Source organism: Bacteroides sp. AF32-8BH (assembly GCF_003435205.1).
GTDB classification, from domain to species: domain Bacteria; phylum Bacteroidota; class Bacteroidia; order Bacteroidales; family Bacteroidaceae; genus Bacteroides; species Bacteroides ovatus.
In genome coordinates this window covers 43,209-64,159 of sequence record NZ_QVLZ01000020.1, presented here as the reverse complement: position 1 = coordinate 64,159, position 20,951 = coordinate 43,209, and the positions used below count along the sequence as shown (strand labels likewise).

The 20,951-nt window shown below is 52.5% G+C and carries 18 protein-coding genes; 14 read left to right on the top strand and 4 right to left on the bottom strand.

What is annotated here, in order from left to right; all coding sequences use genetic code 11:
• Positions 1-88 precede the first annotated feature (88 nt).
• The 5 genes from DWZ47_RS15375 to DWZ47_RS15355 all read left to right on the top strand — a co-directional run bounded on the left by DWZ47_RS15375 (position 89) and on the right by DWZ47_RS15355 (position 3,870).
• Positions 89-1,138 carry a hypothetical protein gene (locus DWZ47_RS15375; protein WP_004293606.1) on the top strand — a complete coding sequence of 350 codons (1,050 nt, stop codon included), beginning with the start codon at positions 89-91 and terminating at the stop codon, positions 1,136-1,138.
• A gap of 75 nt (positions 1,139-1,213) precedes the next feature.
• Entirely contained in the window at positions 1,214-1,561 is a 348-nt protein-coding gene (locus tag DWZ47_RS15370; RefSeq protein ID WP_004293605.1) for a hypothetical protein, read from the top strand.
• Complete coding sequence (locus tag DWZ47_RS15365) at positions 1,561-2,913, top strand: DUF2586 family protein (protein ID WP_117513718.1); 1,353 nt, start codon at positions 1,561-1,563, stop codon at positions 2,911-2,913. Before DWZ47_RS15370 ends, DWZ47_RS15365 begins: the two co-directional genes overlap by 1 nt.
• A gap of 3 nt (positions 2,914-2,916) precedes the next feature.
• Positions 2,917-3,372: a hypothetical protein gene (locus tag DWZ47_RS15360; protein WP_004293603.1), complete on the top strand. Its 456-nt coding sequence runs from the start codon at positions 2,917-2,919 to the stop codon at positions 3,370-3,372.
• A 6-nt stretch (positions 3,373-3,378) separates the two neighbouring features.
• Positions 3,379-3,870: a DNA N-6-adenine-methyltransferase gene (locus DWZ47_RS15355; RefSeq protein WP_004293602.1), complete on the top strand. Its 492-nt coding sequence runs from the start codon at positions 3,379-3,381 to the stop codon at positions 3,868-3,870.
• Positions 3,871-3,954: 84 nt separating this feature from the next.
• Here DWZ47_RS15355 and DWZ47_RS15350 read toward each other — a convergent pair whose 3' ends face one another.
• From DWZ47_RS15350 to DWZ47_RS15340, 3 genes are read right to left on the bottom strand one after another with little or no spacing between them, the layout of a single operon-like run.
• Complete coding sequence (locus tag DWZ47_RS15350) at positions 3,955-4,719, bottom strand: metallophosphoesterase (RefSeq protein ID WP_004293601.1); 765 nt, start codon at positions 4,717-4,719, stop codon at positions 3,955-3,957.
• Complete coding sequence (locus DWZ47_RS15345) at positions 4,716-5,498, bottom strand: hypothetical protein (RefSeq protein WP_117513717.1); 783 nt, start codon at positions 5,496-5,498, stop codon at positions 4,716-4,718. Before DWZ47_RS15345 ends, DWZ47_RS15350 begins: the two co-directional genes overlap by 4 nt.
• Complete coding sequence (locus DWZ47_RS15340; RefSeq protein WP_004303975.1) at positions 5,492-6,469, bottom strand: hypothetical protein; 978 nt, start codon at positions 6,467-6,469, stop codon at positions 5,492-5,494. The genes DWZ47_RS15345 and DWZ47_RS15340 overlap by 7 nt, the downstream gene beginning before the upstream one ends.
• A 224-nt stretch (positions 6,470-6,693) precedes the next feature.
• On the opposite strand from DWZ47_RS15340, the gene DWZ47_RS15335 reads away from it, so the two are divergent.
• From DWZ47_RS15335 to DWZ47_RS15315, 5 genes are all read left to right on the top strand, one after another.
• Positions 6,694-7,050 (top strand): hypothetical protein, encoded by a 357-nt coding sequence (locus DWZ47_RS15335; RefSeq protein ID WP_008860783.1) that lies wholly within the window; start codon positions 6,694-6,696, stop codon positions 7,048-7,050.
• Positions 7,051-7,061: 11 nt separating this feature from the next.
• Entirely contained in the window at positions 7,062-7,247 is a 186-nt protein-coding gene (locus DWZ47_RS15330) for a hypothetical protein (RefSeq protein WP_004293597.1), read from the top strand.
• Between the two features lie 93 nt (positions 7,248-7,340).
• Positions 7,341-11,183: a phage tail tape measure protein gene (locus DWZ47_RS15325; protein ID WP_117513715.1), complete on the top strand. Its 3,843-nt coding sequence runs from the start codon at positions 7,341-7,343 to the stop codon at positions 11,181-11,183.
• 12 nt (positions 11,184-11,195) lie between these two features.
• Positions 11,196-12,173, top strand: a complete 978-nt coding sequence (locus DWZ47_RS15320) for a DUF6046 domain-containing protein (protein WP_004293595.1) — start codon at positions 11,196-11,198, stop codon at positions 12,171-12,173.
• Positions 12,164-13,489, top strand: coding sequence for a hypothetical protein (locus tag DWZ47_RS15315; RefSeq protein ID WP_004293594.1), 1,326 nt, complete (start codon positions 12,164-12,166; stop codon positions 13,487-13,489). Before DWZ47_RS15320 ends, DWZ47_RS15315 begins: the two co-directional genes overlap by 10 nt.
• Positions 13,490-13,498: 9 nt before the next feature.
• On the opposite strand, the gene DWZ47_RS15310 is transcribed toward DWZ47_RS15315, so the two are convergent.
• Entirely contained in the window at positions 13,499-14,689 is a 1,191-nt protein-coding gene (locus DWZ47_RS15310; RefSeq protein WP_224200102.1) for a toll/interleukin-1 receptor domain-containing protein, read from the bottom strand.
• 81 nt (positions 14,690-14,770) lie between these two features.
• On the opposite strand from DWZ47_RS15310, the gene DWZ47_RS15305 reads away from it, so the two are divergent.
• Genes DWZ47_RS15305 through DWZ47_RS15290 form a run of 4 tightly spaced genes read left to right on the top strand, consistent with a single transcriptional unit; the run spans position 14,771 to position 20,934 of the window.
• On the top strand, positions 14,771-15,661 hold the full coding sequence (locus DWZ47_RS15305) for a hypothetical protein (RefSeq protein WP_004293592.1): 891 nt from the start codon (positions 14,771-14,773) through the stop codon (positions 15,659-15,661).
• Positions 15,658-17,346 carry a hypothetical protein gene (locus tag DWZ47_RS15300; protein ID WP_004293591.1) on the top strand — a complete coding sequence of 563 codons (1,689 nt, stop codon included), beginning with the start codon at positions 15,658-15,660 and terminating at the stop codon, positions 17,344-17,346. Before DWZ47_RS15305 ends, DWZ47_RS15300 begins: the two co-directional genes overlap by 4 nt.
• Before the next feature lie 3 nt (positions 17,347-17,349).
• Positions 17,350-19,617, top strand: a complete 2,268-nt coding sequence (locus tag DWZ47_RS15295) for a hypothetical protein (RefSeq protein WP_004293590.1) — start codon at positions 17,350-17,352, stop codon at positions 19,615-19,617.
• A gap of 6 nt (positions 19,618-19,623) precedes the next feature.
• Entirely contained in the window at positions 19,624-20,934 is a 1,311-nt protein-coding gene (locus DWZ47_RS15290; RefSeq protein ID WP_004293589.1) for a hypothetical protein, read from the top strand.
• Positions 20,935-20,951: the final 17 nt, after the last annotated feature.

The window sequence follows — 20,951 nt, the reverse complement described above, 5'->3', positions numbered from 1 at the left end:
TGCCGGAGACCGCAGTGTCTCGCGCGGAAACAGCAGGTATCCGCCAGTCGGCCGAGTTTCATTCTTCAACGGAAAACTTAAAACGACAATGGCTGATACAGTAAACTTTCTTCAAAACGGGTATAGCGGCGAAGTACTTGAGGACTTGCTGACCTATACCGTGCAGGGCAATGATACAGTCCGCGAGGGACTGATTCATATCAAGACGGGCATCCAGCACCGCTATACGCTTCCTGCCATCAAGCTGGGCAACATTATCCAGGACAACGTGCCGACCCCACAACCCATCCACGGAGCCAAGGGCGATGACGGCACGAACGAGTACCAGTTCACCGAACGCCATCTTGAGCCGTCCGATTTTATGGTCTATCTCGAGTTTAACCCGAGGGACTACGAGAAGTACTGGCGTTTCGCGCAGCCGGAAGGCAATCTCGTGTTCCGCGAGCTCGACCCGAAAATCCAGGCGACGATGCTCCGTCTCCTTATGGACAAGAAAAACGAGTATATCGGAAACGCCATCTGGACTTCCGCCCGCGGAGGAGAGACGGTGGCCAAGATTACCGCACCGGAAGGCTGCACGAAAATCGGAGCCAACAAGGAGAAATATTTTGACGGGGTCATCAAACGGATCCTCGACAATGTGAACTCCTCCGATGCCGAGGTGGTTGCCGGAGGGCAGTGCATCATTTCGGGAACGACCGAGCTGACGGACGGGGCCGCGGTGGAGGCGGCGCTCTATGCGATGTGGAGGAAATGTCCGAAGCAGATCCGAAAGAAGACATCTCTGACCTTTGTGGTCGGATGGGACGCCTGGGACGCGTATGACCAATATATCTCGGACAAGCAGGTCAAGTATTCCGAGAATACCGAGGTCAACCGCTATCGCTTCAAGGGCAAGCGCATCGTCCCGGTCGTGGGAATCCCCGAACACACGATGGTGCTCGGCGAGTTCTCCACCGGCATGGACTCCAACCTGTGGATGGGGGTGGATTACGCGAACGACACGGACATCCTGAAAATCGACCGTCTGCAGGCCAACTCCGAGCTGTTCTTTTTCCAGATGCGCATGAAAATGGACGTGAACATCGTCCGCCCGGCGGAGATCGTGGTCCATACCGCCTACAAGAAGAGCGAATAACACACCTTTCTTCATTCTCAATATCCACCCGGGGAGCGGAGGCAAGGCCCCGTTCCCCATTTTCATTCTACTGTTATGGCAAAGAAAATCAACACGGAGGAAACTCCGCAGACAGACAACAATAATATTCCTGCACCGGAGGCTCAGGCGGTGCCCGTTCCGGAAACGGCATCGGAAAACCTCGGGACAGGCGGCGAGACTGAAGACAGGCTGCCGGCCAAGACCGCGGGGAAAGGGAATGCAGGGTCGGAGGAGACGACAGAGCCTCACATCCTGTCCCTGTTGAAAAAGTTCCCGGCATATCCGTCGCTGTACATCGACACGCACGGAGGAACCTATGCGCCGGACACGGCGGCCGCCATCAGGGGCAAGGCCGTACTCTACAGGAATCCTTTCTACAACGAACTTAAAAAGAAATCATAATGGCACTCGGTAATGTATTTATCAAGGATGTGGACGGCAATATTCCTTACGATACCGGCTCGTCGGGCGAGAAGGTGACGGGACTGCTGTTCGACGTGTCCCTCCAGCCGACGCTTTTCACGGAGGGGTATGGTAAAACCAATGAGACCAGGCTCAAGCCTGGCGATGTCTGCTACATCACCTCGTTCAAGTCCGCCGTGAACGACTTCGGTATCATCGAACGTGTGGAGGCAACCGACGAGGAGGAGATGAATGTCAATTTCCTGCACGGCATCCCGGCATACCATATCCGTGAATTTTTCCGCATGTCCGGCAATCCGGGCGGTTCAGGAAAACTCTACGTGATGCTCGCGGACTGTTCGGCGAACTGGGATGCGCTGGAAATCATGCAGCGTGCTGCCGGGGGTATGATCAACCAGATAGGCATATGGACGGAACAGCCGCTGTGGAAAGCGAACGGCGCATCGGAACAATACAACCTCAATCTGGTAAAGGGGCTCAACGACGTGGCCGTGGGGCTTGCGGAGCAGAACCAGCCGCTCTCGCTCATCCTTTCCGCCAATCCTTCCAATACGGGGGCGGATACGACTGAGGGGCGTCAGATTGACCTGAATAAAATACCTTCATGCATCTGTGAATCAAGCCGTATCAGCTGTATATTCGGCCAGGCGCATCACGAAAAGATCTCCACGATGCAGATGTGCAACAGGAACCATACGCCCGTGGGATTTTTGGGAGCGGTTATGGGAGCCATAGCAAAGGCCAACGTGCACGAATCCATCGCATGGGTCAAGCAGTTCAATCTCTTCGCGGACGATTTCCAGGAAATAGAGTTGGGGTTCGGGGACATCAACCTCGACGAGGCAGAGGAGAACTTCCTCAGCCTGAACCGGTACGAGTCACTCTCCCCGTCACTGCTGGACGAACTCGACGATAAGGGGTATATTTTTCCCATCAAGTATGCCGGCCGCGAGAACGGGATCTACATCTCGAAAGACCAGACATGCTCACATGGGGATTTCCGTACCATTGCCCGGAACCGCACCATCAACAAGAGCCGCCGTGCCGTGCGTGCAGCCCTGCTGCCGTATGTGAACTCACCGCTGATGGTCAATCCTTCAACCGGGTTCCTCGCCCCGTCGAAGATTACAGCTTTCAAGACACTCATCGGGGATATACTGGCCAAGATGCAGGCGGCGCAGGAAATTTCAGGATACGCCGTCACTATCGACCCGAACCAGAACGTGTTGGTGGACGACACGCTGCGCATCTCCTATGTCCTTGTCCCGGTGGGCGTGGCCGTGAAGATTTATGTAGAGGAAGGACTGTCATTAACCGCAAATAAGACATAGCATATGGCAATAATCAACAATGTAGCATACTCGTGGTCGATGATAACCCTGTCATCGACCGCCCTGGGAATCGATGAAGGTTCCACGACCCTTGAAGGCGTGTCGGCCATCAAATGGTCGAAGAAGCGCAAGGTCGAAAGTAACTACGGCATGGGAGGACGGCCGGTGTCGAGGGGGTTCGGGAACATTACCTATACGGCGAGCATCACGATGGACTATGCCACGCAACAGCTGTTGCGTTCGGTGTACGGCTCGCTGCTCGAAATCGGCGAGTTCGACCTGATTATCAGCTTTGCCAACCCGATGGCCGGCGAGGACTGGACAACGACGACCGTAACGCTCAAAGGTTGCATCTTCACGGAGGATTGTCTCGAGTCACAGCAGGATGATACCAATATCACCCATGAATTCGATCTCAACCCGTTCGATATCCAAATCGGCTCGGGTGATACAATCTAAGCTGTCATGGATGTAACTTTCGAGGGGAAATCTTCTACCGGAAAGAACGAATGGCTCACGCCTCCCTGCCTGCTTCGGAGGCTGGGGCCGTTCGATTTGGATCCGTGTTCGCCCGTAAACCGCCCATGGGATACGGCGCGACATCACTATACCATTGAGGATGACGGCCTGCAACAACCCTGGTTCGGACGTGTGTTCTGCAATCCTCCCTATGACACTGCACTGATTGTCCGGTTTATCCGCAGGTGTGTCGAACACAGGAATGCCGTCGCGCTCACTTTTGCCCGCACGGACACGCGCCTGTTCCACGAACTGATATTCCCAAACGCCGATTCAATACTCTTTATCAAGGGACGGCTCAGTTTTTACCATGTTACGGGGGAACAGGGTGGTACGGCCGGAGCGCCGTCATGCCTGATCGCCTTCAACAAAGAAAATACCGCGGTTCTGGAAACATGCGGTATCGACGGGAAGTTGGTGAAGCCACGACTTCAATAGTCAACCATAAATTTGTTACATAATAACCCGTCTGTTTGCCGGATATTGACCTTGGCTGACAGACGGGATTTATGTATGGCAGACTTAAATCGAAATATGCGCTTCCTTATCGAATGACGTATGCTCGTTACTGAACACATAGCCCAACTGGTTGCATATGCACCGGGTGTTTCCGATGACCTTATTGATATTGCGGTGCGAGTGGCCATATATCCAGTATTCAATCGGACTGTCTGCAATGAAACCGCCAAGCTCCACGGTAAATGCCCCATTGAGCGGACTGCCCTTGAACTCCGGCGCCATCAGTTCGAATGACGGTACATGATGAGTGGCGACAATGAGATGTCTGGCAGTACTTTGTTTTACGCTCTGTTCCAGAAAACGGAAACAGCGCGAATGTTCGTCATTGAACCTTGTCCAGTCCAGCGGTTCGCTGCCGTAACGCATCCTGCGGAAATCTGTGATGGCTGCCTCAGTTTCATAGGCATCCTGCAACAGGATATGTGACCACAGTGTGGTAGCGATCAATTCTATATCGTTACCCAATGGGATAACGGCATTATAGTGGCAGGTGATGTTTTCCCTGATTTTGAGCGACCAGCCGTTATACAGCTTGTCTATGTCGAACATCTTGTAAAACTCGTGGTTTCCGGGAACCACGATGACCCGGCTGTAATTTCCGGAAGCCCAGTCCCAGAACGGATGTCTGGAGTAGTTCTCATCTCCGATATATCCTATATCTCCGGCAAGGACAAGCACTTCTCCGGCAACAGCCAGCGGGTTGTGCTTCAAAAAACTGCTGTTCTCCCGAAACTCGAGATGCAGGTCGGATGCGTATTGGATTCTCATTGTTGTGTTATGAAATTGGCTTCAAGTTGTTCCAATAACTGTTCTCCGGAAATGCTTTTAAGTCCTGCCGATTTGAAAAAATCAGAGTTTGGCACTTCTTCTTTGACAGCCAGGCAAAACCTGTCAACATCTTGTTTAAGCGAATCAGGAACTTCGTAGGTGTCGGCAGGAGCAAGCATGGCAACCAGCCGGAATACATCTTTCTTGTGCTTGACGATATGTTTGCTGTCCACTTGTTCTCCATTGCTTTTCCGCTCGGTCATTTCTAAATAGGCCCTGCATTTCAGACAGATAAGACTTTCAATGTTCGCAATATGTACGCCCTCCTCCAACGTGCTGTGTTCAATGGTATAATTATAATAGTCATCATCCATCAAAATGGCTGACAGACTTGACAGGTCATCATCAACCGGAATGGGGGTAATGTGGGCATCGTCCGGGAATTTGACAACCCCGATATTTCGTGAAAAGAGTTCTATCTGATACGGGAAATCCGGATTTCCCGGTTCCTTGAACCTGTAATATTCATGCCTGCATTCCCCGTTCCCGGTTCCCTTATTCCTTTGTCTGTACCCTGCGGTTTTTACAAACTCCCAGAATTTTGCAGCAAAATCCGAAGACAGCGCCTCCACAATCAGTATAATGTCTATGTCCTTGGTCGCCCTTGGAGTTTGTGCATATATTTCTTCATACATTTCACAGGCAGTACCACCTATGATGACATAGTTTCCTTCATATCCGGTGAAAAACTCCCTGAATTTATCAATTCCTCTTACCATATCATATTATTTATCATAGTTTCCAATTCTATTTGAATGCGTTCATCATCCATATCCTTCATGGCCAGAAATAAAGACAATTTGTCTACAATGCCGTTTTTTGAGAAAAAACATGGATTGTAACGCCATATCTCTATGCGGGTCTCGCCATATTCCTTGTCTGTCCGGATTTGCAACCGTCGAGCTTCTTCTTTTGCAATGGCATAAGTGTCATTTTTTTCCTTGTTCAGCATTGAATATTCCGACAAGGCATTTACTCCACTAATACAAAATACTTCATCAGGCAGACTATCGGTATATACAATCCGCTCGATGGGGTTTGCCAGGAACGGCAACATCCTGTCCCATAATTCACGCTTTTTGAACTGAAATATCATACTCTTTGTCTTGCCGCCGGATAAAGCGATAACTTCTTTATCTTTCAGCCATCTGACCGCCCGGTTTACATTGGCATACGACACGTTGAAAAGATCTGCAATATCATAAGTTCCTTTCCCTTCGAGAGACTTTACTTCAAGATGATAAAGGATTATGCATTGGGCAATTGCAGGAATCTGCGTTTCTTCACCTCCCCCGATATTATTTTTATGCGGTTTCAAATCTATCAACAAATCCGGTATGAACATTTGCTTTTGCGGTATGATGAAATTTACACGATGTCTGACAAGACGCCGTACATTATAGGCCGCCACTGTACGCAATACAAATATTACCGGGCATTGGGCTTTTCGCTCAACCAGTTCTTTTTGTTTCCGCATCTGCCCCGGAGTATATGCAGAACTGTCTGCACTATACAGAAGAACTACGTCATGCCCCAACAAGTTAGCCGTACAAAATGTATAACCGGCAGTAATATTGGCTGGGAATGTATGCAAGACATCCTTTTCGACCGGCCTGATGTCCGCCCTCAAATCAAGCAATTCAGCGATGTACCGGCTTGTCACATCTATAAAATCATCTATTTTGCACATAATCATTTATGTTTGAGAATATGCAAAATTAACGATTATATACTATATATCAAAGAAATATATGAAATATATTCAGCGAAATTTCCTTTAAAGACTGATCTGGGAATATCAGGAGCAAAGAAGTTTTTTGTATAACATATGGATTACAAGTGAATAAGAACCGTGTCTTCAACCTTTCCACGATTCTTTGTCCTACTCTTTCGGTGAATCAAAACAAATTCGATATGGACGAAAAAATGCTTTCATTGGAACAGGAGATCAAGATCAAGGAAAAAGCCCTCAAACTGAAAGAGGAGAAGAAACTCCGCAAGATTTGTCCGATGGTCGTTTTCGGAGACACCGCAAACGGCGAGAAAGAGATTTATGTGGCCTACATGTCCGAACCGAGCTTTCCGCAGTTCAGCAAATTCATGGCCGCTTCCAAAAAGGACGAGGTAATCGCCATGCGCACGTTGGCCCGCGACTGCTTCGTGGACGGAGATAAGGAACTCGTGGACGACGAGTCGCTCTTCCTGTTCGGTCTGATGGGACAGCTTTCCGAGCTGATCACCACCCGCCAGAGTGTCCTGGTAAACTTATAAGCCGGTGGGTAGTGACCGACGAGCAGCGCATCCGCCAGCGGATGATCTATGTCCGCCACTACTTTCCCGGCGTCAACCTCGACACGATTTCCGACGAGGAGTTCGCGATGCTTTCCGAAGAGGCGTTGTGGCTGCACGAGCAGATGCTCATCAGCCGTATGCCCGTTCCGATGTCATTGCCGGAGAGGACTCCTTGACCTGCCGCCGTAAGCTTCCGGTTTGCGGCGGCCTTCGTTTCATAATCTCCGCCCTTGCGGAAAGACTATTCTTTTAACGCAGTACCCATTACCATGGCTCAGGAACAGAACTATCAGGTCAACTACTCCATCAACGTGGATGCCTCTCAGGGCACCAAGCAGGTTATCGCCTTCGGTGAGGCGGTAGGCAAGCTGGTACAGGCGAAAGCGTCCCTGACTCCGGCCGTCACGAACATCAAGAATATGATGGACGAGATAGACCGCGTGTTCCGCACCAAGAACGGCAAGAAACGTAATTTCGATTACCGCCTGACCATCGATACGAAAAAAAGCGAAGAGAAGCTGGAACGTATCAAGGGGTTACTCACGGATATTTCCACGCTTTCCAAAGGCATCAGCCTGACCATCAATGCCGGTCAGGCTTTGGACAGCAAGAAAATCAAGGCCAACGCCAAAAGCCTTTACGAGAAAAAGGCTGCCGAGATACGCAAAGCGGAGATCGAAAAGAATGCCGCCTCGTCCGTTGGCACGATGGCAGACGCGCAGAAACGCATTACCAAAGCCATCGGGAAAATCAACTCCGCCCTGGTTTCCATGGAACGTGACCGGGAACTGCAAATCAAGACCGGGACGGCGGAAAACAGGTTGCAGCAGATACTTTCCCTATTGGGTCGTATCAAAAGTGCTTCTGTCATTTCTTTCAACATGCAGGGAGGCATACCATCCGAAGGACTCACACCTTCCGTTCCGGTGCCATATGCTCCGCAGGCCTTCGTAATGCCCGAAAAGGCCCGGCAAAAACTGATGGAACGGCTTTATGCAGGACAGCAGCTGCATCGCCAGAAACTGGTCCACGCGGAGGAGCTCTTTACCGCAGACCAGCGCCGTAAGGCGGCTCTGGCAGAAACCGCCGCGGCGGAAAAGCGGCGTGCCGATGAAGCGCGGGCTAAAGAACGGGAGTGCAAGAATGCCGCCCGTGCTGCGGAGAAAATACGCCGGCAGGCAGAACAGGCACGCCGTAAGGCAGAAACGGAACGTATAAAGGCCGAGCAGGCTGCAAGACGGCAGGAACAGCGCAATGCGATGCAGTCCGTCAGGCTCATGCAGCGGGAACATACTGCAGCCGGTACGCTCTACCGCAGTAAACGCCGTGCCGCCATCAACCGTATCCAGTATTCGAAAGCGCCGTCACTCAGGAACCTCCCGTTCGCTTCGATGCTCAATGCCTATATGGGTTACAGCCTGATCCGTTCGGAACTGACGAAGGCCATCGACTATTCCAACATCATGGAATCGGCACATTCCATCCTCCGTGTGGCGGACAGCGACCTCAAGACATTCGAGACCCGTTTTGACAGTATGGCCCGTCATGTCCGTAAAATCGGCATCGACACGAAATACACAGCCGTGGAGATTGCCGGTGCCGTCAAATACCTGTCGATGGCGGGCATGAATATCGAGACAATCAACAAGTCCATCCGCCCGATCACGAACCTGGCACTTATCGGTGACAACGACGTGTCGTATATCGCCGACCTGGCCACGAACATCATGGCCGGTTATGATATCCATAACGACAGCATGGACAGCGTGGCGGACATTATCTCCTCCACCATTTCCCGCTCGAATGTGAATATCGTGGAGATGGCGGAGTCATACAAGATGGCTGCCGGTTACCTGCGTATGGCGGGCGTGGACTTCACGGAAAGCAGTGCCGCCATCGGTCTTTTGGGCAATATGGGTCTGAAGGGAACGCTGGCGGGAACCTCGTTGCGTGCTCTTTCCACACGTTTTGCCAAACCTACCAAGGAGGCACAGGAAGTTCTGGACCGCCTGGGCATCCGGTTCACGGAAATGCGCGACATCGAGGGGGTGCAGGTCGAGAAACTCCGTCCTATAGCGGACATTTTCGAGGAATTGAACAAGAAGGGCGCGTCGATGGCGGATGTCCAGGCAATCTTCGGGAAAATTGGCGGTAACGCGGCGATGATGTTCCTGAAGAACTACGACAAACTACGAGAACTGACTTCATATAACCGGGGGTCCCAGGGCGTTTCCTCAGAACTGGCATTGGTAAAGCAGAATACGACCAAGGGATTGTGGGCGCAGGTGACCTCCCAGCTGACCGAAGGGTTCATGCAGGCATACGAGGTGTTGGAACCCTCTATCCGCACTGTGCTCCGCACTTTTCTGGCAAAGTTCAAGGCTCCGGAATTTACCCGTGGCCTGGTGTCCATCGGGAATGCCTTGTTGGACATCTTCACCGTGATCGGCAATATCGGCGCATGGGTGACCCGCAATTTCCATTGGATAGAACCGCTTGTCTTTACAGGCGTTGTTGCGACCCGGCTGTTCAAGGTGGCGGGAGCCCTGACGAATATCGGCATCGCCATGGGGTTTATCGGCAAACAGTCTGCGGCCACGACATCAATCAGTGCCGTGCAGGGGCTGCTGGGGGCGGGTGGTATCGGTAAGGTTTCGTTTGCCCAGAAGCGGGCCATCGTGTCGGCCATGCAGTCCGCAGGCGTGGCGGGACGGGGAGCGATGAACCGCGCCTTGATGGCCGGGGGCGGTGTCATCGGAGCCAAAGGAGTCCTGCAGTCGCTGTTTGCCACACAGGTGGCTACCGGCAGCGGACTGACCGGTGCTGCCGCCTCGTTGAGTGCCATCAGTACAGGCGCGGTTGCCGCCACGGCAGGTATAGCCGCATTGGTCGGGACTTTGGGATGGGTGGCTTACAAGACCTGGAAGATAAAGGAGGCGAAGGATGCCGTACTGGAAGAGATCGAATCGAACCGCAAGTACCGTTATCCGTCCATAGAGGCACTTTACTCCTCCCTGAGCGAGACCTATAACATGGCTGTCAAGACAAAGCGTGCCGTGGACGAGGTCGTTGCCGGCAAAAGTATCGAAGAGGCTTCGGGACATAAAATCGGAGCCTTCACATCCAACTGGTGGGCCGGGTTCTTGGGGGAATTTGCCATCGCTTCATCTGAGGGGATGGTATCGCGAGACCATGTGTATAACATGGACAAAGCCCGTCAGGATGACATAAGGGATGCGCTTGTCACCCTTGCCAAACGCGACAGCCAGACACGTATCGATGCCGCGTACGCCGAGTTCGGGAAGATGGGTACGGTATTGGAAGTGGACGCTTTCCTCAAGACGGTAAAGGAGCGTTTCGGGCAACAGGAGAAGGATCTCGACAAGTCTTTGTGGCGTATGCAGGATGGCAAGGCCGTCTATGTGAATGATATCGGGGACAGGTCGGAAGCGGTTGCCGCCCGCACATACGACTATGCCCGGTACATGAACACGCAGACCGTTCCGGAGATTGTGCGTGCCGCCACCGCTTATCGGAATGCCATATCGAGTGCCGCCAATGCGCATGAGCTGATGCGTAAGGGAGGGTTCGACTTTGACCAGTTCAGGGCCTGGGGATTCGAGCAGGACGAAAACGGGCTATGGAAACAGCGGGCACTGGGGCAGAACGCCACCGATGCGCAGCGTATAGACAACATCGCGCATCGCAAGCTGGCACATACGACACTCGTGAAGTTCTTTTCATCGCTCCGGCAGACTTTCGGAGGTTCGGCGGAGGCAGCCGAGAACATCCTCCGCGTGGCGGGCTTCACTCCCGACCAGTACGGCAACGAACCGGATTCCAACGATACACGTCCGTTTGCTGTCAACCCGATTACCAACACGCATCTGGATGACGGAGGGGCCGGCGGCAACTATTCCGGCACGGGGCGGTTGTCCTCGGCGGCACCTAAACAGGTCATCGTGAACATAGAGAGCCTGCTCAGTGTCAGGACCATCGACCTGATGAAGTCGAAGGAGGGGCAGACGGAAGAGATACAGAACCTGAAAGAACAACTGGCACAGGCGCTCATCGATGTCGTGCATGACTTCGATGCCTCCTGGAACGCATAAAATGAAAGGATTATGGGAAGACTGATACAAATCGCGGCCTCGACTTTGTTGAGCGGAGGCATACTCAACCACGGTTCGCTTGGCGGATACATCAGCAACGCCACGCGTCTGGCGTTGGGCATGGGGCTTGCCGAATTGCAGGACGGGCAGGTACATTACTTCTCCAGGCACCATGACCTGCTCAAACGGGCAGCCATACAGGTTGCCTCGCAGACGGCTTACGGGTTGCTACGTTCCTATCCCCGATACCTCAAATACTGGGAACAGCAGGTGCGGGACAAATATCTTCAGACACAGTCGCAGTCCAGCCTTGCGAACAAGACCGGACAGTACTACCAGCTCATCAGGGAACAGCAGGCGGTGGCGCAGAAGAAAAACCATATCGATTCCATCGTCGGCCGGACAGTGGCGGATTTTCTGGAACTGTCCATATCAGAGGAGGGGAAGTATTATGACAACAGCGAGTGCAAGGTTTTGCCGAACAGCCGGTATGGACTGGTGACATTCGTGGACCTGGGACCGCAGGTACAGGTCAGCAGCCGGAACAATATCCTGCTGACCCGGGTACAGGGGCGGGACTATACCCGCAAGGAATATATATCCGGGGGTGACCTCGAGATTACCATCAACGGCAAGATCACCTCCAAATACCCGGACGTGTATCCCGAGGCGGAAGTGTCCAAGTTTATCAGGCTGGTACAATACAAGGGTGTCATCGATTGCGACAACACGGTATTGCGCCAGTTCAACATTTCACGGTTGATTATACAGGGCTATACCTTACAGCCTACGGATTGCCGGAACGTGCAGCCGTATTCGCTGAACTGTGTCGCCGTGGAGCCATCGGAAGCCGTGGAACTGAAACTGGCGGAACAGGAAAAGGTGGACACGGCCATCAAGCACACGAACAAGTGGATCAAGTATGTTAAATTCGGTACGGAGGTCATCGACCCCGCCTCGTTGCTTAAACTGACACGTTTATGGGTATAGCTGCAATGGATATCCTCTGCTGTCGCATCACCATCGGGGATGCCGACCCATCCAATCCGATGAGGATACAGAACGGCGTGGAGATTACGGAAGTCCAGTCGCTCGAAATCAACGAGAGTTACAAGAAGCTGATCGGAACGGCCAAAGTGATATTCCCGAAAGGGTCGGTATGCCGCTCCACGATTATCGGGAACGTGACATTGGAGGGCAAGGACGTGTCGAGGATAACGACGGAGGTGATGCAGGACGGTGTCATCATCGAGAAACGCAGCGCGCAGCGTCTGGTTGACGAGACGACATTCAAGGTCGGACAGCGCATCAATATCAAGCTGGGCTACAACGGCGTGCTGAAAAATATGTTCGACGGATACATTACCGGATACAATTCGGACAGCACGCTGGAAATCCAGTGTGAGAATATGGCCTACAAACTCAAACTGAAACAGGCACCTCATTTCGAGACCCCGGCGAAAGGGACGACGGTGAACGAGGTGCTGGAAGGCAAGTATAATATCCTGAAAGATACCGGCTTCAGGATACACTCGGATACGAAGCGGTTTGAGATACATATCGGCAAGGTAAAGGTCACGGACAACTTCACGGTAGCGGATATCCTTTCCGAATGGTCGAAGTACAAGGTCTACTGTTTTTTAAAATACGATGCCGATGATGACGGGGCCATACCGTCCATTGCCGTCGGGCGTCCTTATTCGTCCAGCAAGGCTCAGCCGGTATTCCCGGAGGATGAATCGACAGGACCGTACAGGATATACTTCAACGAGCATGTGGCGCAGAGCAACCTGAAAGTGGTCAAGACCGATCCGAAGTTTTTGGCGGTGACGGGCAAGGCACTCGGGACGGATGAAAAATTCTTTGAGGTGACAGTACGCATGAATCCTGAATACGACCCGGCGACGCCGGGCAGCAAGGAGTTTCAGACGGTCAATGCCACGCAGATTTCAAAAAAGACGCACAAAGTAACGGGCAACACGACGGCATCAGGAGCGAAGACCAGGACCAAGGTGGATTTATCCACATATACCATCGTACCATATATGTCACCTCATGTCGGAATCAATTCCGACCGGCTTGTAGAAGAGACGACGGAATACTTTCGGAATTACAATCTGAACGGAATCACCGGCAATGTGACAGTATTCGGGGATTTCGGACTGTCTCCTGCCGTACAGGTGGAACTGATCGACTACCGTAATCCTTCCAAGAACGGCGTATACCTCGTGGAAGAGGTAACGACTACTTTCGGGGTGGGTGGATACAGGCAACAACTGAGTATTCCGTATAAAATTAGGAAATAAGATTTACCGTTATTCAACAGGAGGAATTTCTATCAATGGTTCTTCGTTTATTACCTTGATAATATTCGGAAGTTCGCTATTGTATTTATCGTCAGTAGAGCAATCAAAACCTTTTCTTCCACTAATGAAATCCGGTGTCGAAGTTTCAAAAGACCCTTTGCGTACAACCGGTATAAATTTAGTGGTTCCCTGATTGTTATATATTTCATGTGATATTATACCCCCTTCATAAGCGGCACCTCCTTTACCGGATTCAGCTTTCTCTTTATACTTTGGAGTCAGAATGCACAGAACTTTAGTTGCCTTACGGATGCTTTCAAGCATAAATTTAGGCAAGTCAGTTCCATGAGGTTGATACTGGTCTATTTGAGCATCAATCCCTCGTCTTCGCAAATCTTTGGCGAAAGTTTGAATCCAATTCATAAAGACATTGTCTTCTACCTCCCACGCATACGAAATCAACACAAACGGCTTGTTTTTATTCACAATTGGTTCTTCCGCCACTTTATTGAGAATTTCAGGCAGAGGCGTATTATCGATTGTAGGAATGTCTACATCTGCCCAAGGATTCAAAGCTTCTTGTATCGCATCTTTTGGAGTATTCATTAGCAGCAGCCTGTTTATTTTGATAGACAAATCTTTGAGGAATTTTTGTACATCATTCTCATCAAGAGCTAAAAATAAAGTCCTATACCATTTAATTCTTGATGTAAATTCTTCCTTTTCCCGCAATTCTGCCATATATTCCCCATATGTATGAGGTAACGACAATGTTGTTAAATATGGCCTGATTGTATTATAAAACAATGGTCCATCTACATACAGCGGCGCATAATCATTTTCTTTGTTCGATCCGATAATATTCCAAAGCTGTTCATATATATCTGATCTACTGGTCTCTTTTTCATAAATTGTCCGCTCAAGGGAAATTTTAGGAATAACACACTCTCCCCCATTTATAACATCGGCACCATTCTCCGTAAGAGCTATAAAATCTCTATCTTTTAAGTAGAGATAGCCATTATCAATGAGGGTATTTACCAGGAAATACAATATACCCAATTGATTACGAGTAAATTGCTTTTCAGCTGCAAATCTAAAATTTCTGAGCATGTTACCTTGCCCGGCTTTAAAGCATCTTGATTTTTGAAAGAAATCAAATATATATGTAATATAGGATTCTAAAATTTCTTGTTTCATAAGTAATATCATTGTCTTTGCAAAAGTACAAAATAATTGGCAACCAATAAACTATGCTCCTCCTATTCTTTCAAAAAACTCATGTCTTCAGACAAATCCAACCAGTTGCTTATCCGTGAGGCTATCCGCAAGATAGCCTTGGGACGGAGTATGGAGCGTATCAATCTGGCTCCCGGAGGCATGTCCGGTATCGGTACGGCCCGCATGATACACGGCTATGTAGCCAAGATACACGACAACCCCTCGGACGAGGAGTTTTCCGACTACGGCGGTACCATTGATGTCGGCGAGTACCCGGACGAGACGGCCTCCGCCGAACCTGTTATCCATAAAGGCGTGTTGCTCTCGGCCGCCACCAACAGCGAAGGCGGCTTCCTGATCGTCCCCGCACTTTTTTCCGACGTGACCATCTTCATGGATGCCGCCACCCGTTATGCCTATGTGGTTAACTTCTCCCATGTGGATATCCTGCGGCTCAATGCCCGCACGGAAACCGTCATCGGCGTGACCGAAATGGAGGAACTGGATCCGGAAAACGACTCTTCCCCGGACTACGACGAACTGGAAACCACCGGTAACGAGACCTCCACCCACTATACGCCGACTGCCGTCACAACAACCGTCAGGAATGACAAGGACAAGGAAGCGACAACCGTTATCGATGCGGAAAGCATCACGCATACGGTGGACAAGTCTGAAGTCAGACAGACAGCAGATAAAGTGGTACAAAAGGTCAATTCCACGACCGTTGCCGTTGCCGACAACAAGGTGACGCTCGGTGACGAGAATGCCACCGAGCCGCTGGTTCTGGGTAATGAGCTTGCCCGGCTGATGCTCGACTTCCTGACGGAATGTTCGAAAATCATGACTCCCACACTGATGGGCACGATGTCGCCGATCAATATGCCGAACTTCATCTCGCTGACATCACGTATCCAGAAATTTCTTTCCAAGACCAGCTATACCAAATGAGCGTACAACTGCATCCCGATATAGAAACCCTCGACAAGGAGAGCCTGTGCTATTCCATCTATGCACAGCTGTACCATAACTTTTTCAATGCCCAGCAGAAAAAGGACGACGAGCATCCTTACGGCATCGAGGAAGGCGACGAGACCAGCCTGAGACTGAAGAATACCGCTTACGGTTTTGCATCCGCCATTGCCGGAGCCGTTACGGGAGAAGGCGGTTCCGGAAGCGGTGGCTTGCTGTTGGATTACCTGAAGAAATCGGGCGGTGACATGACCGGCAAGCTCAGTGCCAATTACGGTTTCGAAGCCGGCATTGGAAACACCCGTATCCTGGAAACCTATTCGCAGGACATTACCGATCCGGAAGGTGTGGTAACTGCCATCGAGTACGGTATCAGGATTACCGGCAACCTGAAAGTCGGGGGCGACAGCCTGCATATCGGCGGCAGGCAGTTGCTCCGTTACGACGCGGACAAGGCCACCGCTACAATCAACGCTTCCCATATAGACTTTCTGGATGCGACGGTACATTCCAAAGGGGCATGGATTATCGGGGACGAGGATACAGGAATATCCATCTCCCCGACACGGCTGGCCGTGGGCGGGCAGGATGTCTATCATCGTGGCAACGCCAATACGGACACGGTGGATTGGACGATGCGGGACGGCATGGTGAGACGGAATCTGACGGTGCGAGGGAGTACGGTCATGGATGGCGGACTGAAAGCCTTGCAAGGCGTGGAACTGGGCGACAAAGGGAAATGTCTGCTTTCGTTTTCGGAAGAGGATGTCGCGCTCGGCGGGTTCCTCTCGTTCCTGGACGGATTCGGCATCCGGATCGGAGATGTTCCCGTACTGCTCTGTACCGACAAGGACAAGATACAGTTCGGGAGTATCGGCGGTGACCTTCTTTTAGGCGGCGACCATACCCCGAAGATACGCCTGTTCTCCGGCATATCGGACGTGGACGGCGAGTGTCTGATGCTTTCCCCTTACGGAAAGGCTTGTTTTCCGGGCTCGCTGACTGTCCGCCACAACTACGGCGCCGACCTGCTCTCCTCATACCGGGTAGACACTTCCGATGAAGGTATCGTTATCCACAAGCGCTTGCGGATGGGCACAGCAGAGGGATTTATGTTCACAGGCGACAGGGAGCGCGTATCGCTTTCTTCCGAGGTAATCTACGAGGAAGAGGACGTAAGGACGGCTATCCCTCACAGCACGGATTTTTCACACCGTCCGTCCGTGAGCTGTTATGCCCCGCAGAACCGTCACAGCGAATCGTTCCATATCCGCACCGATGCCGATTTCGTTACGGTCGCTGTTCCGTTGGAAGCAGCCGGGCATATCGGAATCCATGCGTCGCCCACCCGGATTACTGACAGAATCCTATACTTGACAGAGGCGTTACGCCTGCAAGCGGTGGAGGACGGTATCCGGCATTACGGAAACAGCGTCTTTACCGGGTCGCTCTCTTCGGAGTTCTTTTCCCCGGGCCTTTCCGGAAGCGGATGGGCTGTCCGCCGGAACCGGACGACAGGAGGCGTCTCCGCCACATTCGACGAGGTGGTGGCCCGCCGTAAGTTCCGCGCCTATGAGTTCGAGGTCGAAAAGACTTCGGTAACCAACGGTTCCTTCTGGATCAGCGACAGCTGTTCGGGAGACACCGTGGAAAAACTGTCATAATCCATGTCCGTATTCCGTTATCCGACATACAAGATCCGTATTGCCCCCGACTCGCAGAAGACACAGGGACTGCAAGCCGGGGATATCATCCGCAGGCAATATGCCGAACGGGAGCGTACCGTCTATTCGCTGATGTGCGTGACAGAAACCGGAACGGAGCTTGTCGGAGACAAGGACGCCCCTTATTTCATCGGGGCATTGCTGGACGGGGACGAACCGCAGGGCGGTGAACTGCTGGACTTCGTGCGGATTACCAACCTGTTCGATACGGCACGTAGCGGCGCCTTGTACCTGACGGCTTCTGACAGCGATTCACCCTATATGGATGTCATCGACGGCATGGCGACCGAACGCTCCCTGTGCTATCCCGTCATGGACGGAGGCATGGCGGGAGTGCCGGACAAGTCCAGGTACGCCGTTTATGGCAGCATGCTGCAAACGGAATATCTGGATGCCGATTCGGAAGCGACACGCATTGTCCGCATTATCCGCAACGCGGAACCGGCAGGAAACGCTTCCTTCGGGCTGATGCTGACATTGGAAGAACCGGTCGGATACCCGGAGCGCCTGCTGGTATCGTTCAAGGTCAGGTCTTCCAAAACATCAGGTTCCGTACCGATCCGATTCGGCTATACGAACCGTGAAAAGACGGATGCGGAAGATGAAATCTCCATCGGCCGGGAATGGAAGTACAAGTTATGGGTCATCACCGTGGATTACCCGGCACAGTACAGCCGGAGCCTGTTTCTTGACCTGACATCAAGCCTGGCCTCCGAGGGGGACTGGTGCGAGGTCGCCGACCTGAACATTGTTCGTCTTGCCTCCGTATCCGCTTTCAGCGAGGCGAGCAAGGCCCGTGTGGGAAAGGTCAGCGGCATCATCGATCCGGTCTTCGGCATGTTGGATGGTTACGGGGCCTATTTCCAGAATCTCTATGCCACACGCAATGTCAATATAGCCGGCACGCTTACCGCGGGAGACGAGAACGGTTTTTCAAGCACGTTTTATGTGGGCAAAATCCACAAGAATGTCATACCCGACAGCCTGTCCTGCCGGTTCAGCCATTCGGAAGAGCTGGATGAAACATCTCCCGCCGGACTCGGGCGGTGTGTACGGATAGCCGGAGACAGTCTTCTTGGTGCGCAAAGTGCCGCCTGGCGGGAGGCTCATACAGGAGTCTGTTATTGTTTCTCAGTCTGGATAAAAGCGGAAGATACGGCAGCCATCCGGTTCTATCAGGATGAACATCTTGTCGGTGATCGGACGGTGGCTGCCGGTAAAGGATGGGTCCGTTATAATGTCCCGTTCCTCATACGCGGGTCAGATTCCCCCGTCATGTGTCTCGGCATTGCCGCTTCCGTCCCCCTGTCGTTGTCCGCCCCTCAATTGGAGGCCGGAAGGAACGTGACCCCCTATCAGGCGACCGATGAAGCCTTGTCCTACACGGACGATTACGGTGCCTGGTTCAATAAGGGAGGTATCGGGGGTACCATACAGAATCCCCTGTTGCGGCTGAACGAAGACGGCTCGATCGTTTCACGGGACGGTTCTTTCGTCATCCATCCGGACGGGACGGGCCATTTCGCCTCGGGACGGTTCAAGTGGGGCAAGGATACCATCGAACTGCGCGATGTGACCATCCGCTGGGAAGACCTCGATGAGGAGGCGCAGGAACTGCTCAAGCCCCGTTCCGTCTCCCTGACAGGCGGCACGGCGTTCCATTTCAAGGACGAGCTTTCAGGCGCATGCGAGCCGGAGAATATCCCGCTTGTGGCGACCGAATACAATTTCGAGCCGGAAAGTCGGCAGTGGGAATACCTTGCCGTTGACGGCATATGGAAAGATGCCGGATGCAATGCCGCCGTATTTGAAATGACACCCCCGTTTCATGGCTGGGAAGGGCGCGACGTGCTGACCCTCCGCTACACGGCAACATACCGTAATGAAAAAATCAGTGCGACCCATACCTTTTTCAAACTTTACGACGGATCTCCCTCCTATACTGTTTATGTGGAGTCTGAAAACGGCACGACATTCCGCAACGGAATCGTCTCGACGGTACTCCGTGCCAGGGTGTACAGGGGCGGTGAAGAGATTACATCGCTCATTCCCGACGGCAATTTCCGCTGGATACGGACGAGCCGCGATACGGAGAGTGACAGGATATGGAACGCCGCACCGCGTTACGGCAGGGAGATAGAGATAACCGGCGGGGACGTGTGGCGCAAGGCCGTTTTCGATTGCGAAGTGGAAATAACAAATAACCGATAATCTATTATGGCAGTAAAAGTAGCCCGCGGGCAGGTCACCATCATCGACCAGAACGACGCGGTATCGTTGCAGGCATTCATCGGCTCCTCGCAGCCCCTGACACAGGTGTACAACAGAGACAACAATGCCTATGCCCCTTCGTGGGCGGCTTCTCCCTATCTGGTACTTACCCCTTCGCTCTTCGTCAGCGGTCAGGCGGCGACCGACCAGATCACCTCGGTAGGCAATGCCGCGACGCTTACGGCAGGCGTGAAGAGCGGCTCGGCCAAGTGGTACAAGAACGGTACGGCGATCGTCTCCGGACAGGACAGCTGCACCATCGGCGCGGCATCGGCCAAGTATGCCCTTACCGTCAAAGCCAACCACATGACCGTTTCCGCTCCGCAAGTGCGTTATACTTTCGAGGCGGTTTACATCGACGCCAACGGGCTGGAGATTCCGTTCCGGGCGGAGATTCAGTTCACGCAGCACCTGAACGCCGGAGCGATGATCGCCGCCGTGGCGTATGCACCCGACGGCATCGTATTCAAGAACGACGAGGTGGCGACGCTCAGGGCGCATTGCGACCTGTGGCGCGGAGCCTCTATCGACACGACGAACGTCACCTACGCGTGGGGCATCAAGGATTCGGCGGTATTCGCGGGCACGACACTGACAGCTGCCGCGGCAGCCGGAGCCACGACCATAACGGTCGCTTCGGTAATGAACATGGAGGCGGGAGGCAGGATAACCATAGGATCGGCACAGTACACCATTTCGGCAGTCAACGCCTCCACGAAGGTCGTGACGCTGACCTCCGCACTGAGTGCCGCAGCCGCATCGGGAGCCGCCGTTTCGTGTCCCTACTACAACTCCATGCTGGGTGCCGGCTGGGCATGCCTTACCTCGACCAATCCTCGGGGCGTGACGGCAGGCTGGACGACAAACGAAATCACGATTACGGCAGATGCCGTTCTCAACTTCGAGACCTTCAAGTGCGCCATCAAGGATACGGACACCTCGGCGGGCAACGCCTCGGCGAACAAGGTCGTCTGCGACATCATCTCCTTCACGGATATGTCCGACCCCATCACGGTTGATCTGGTCAGCCAGAAGGGGTTCACCATCAAGAACAACGGCAATGACGTGGATGCCAAAGCCGTGTTATACAGGGGCGGTGAGGAAATCGACACGGGCGGGACAGCTTATACCTATACATGGAAACTGTGGAACTCTGCCGGGACTTCCGTCGTGAAGACCTACACGGGAAAATCCATCACGGTCTCGAAAGCCGATGTGACGGGGAAAGGCGTGCTGATGTGCGAGGTATCGAAATAAACGACATGTCTTACAAC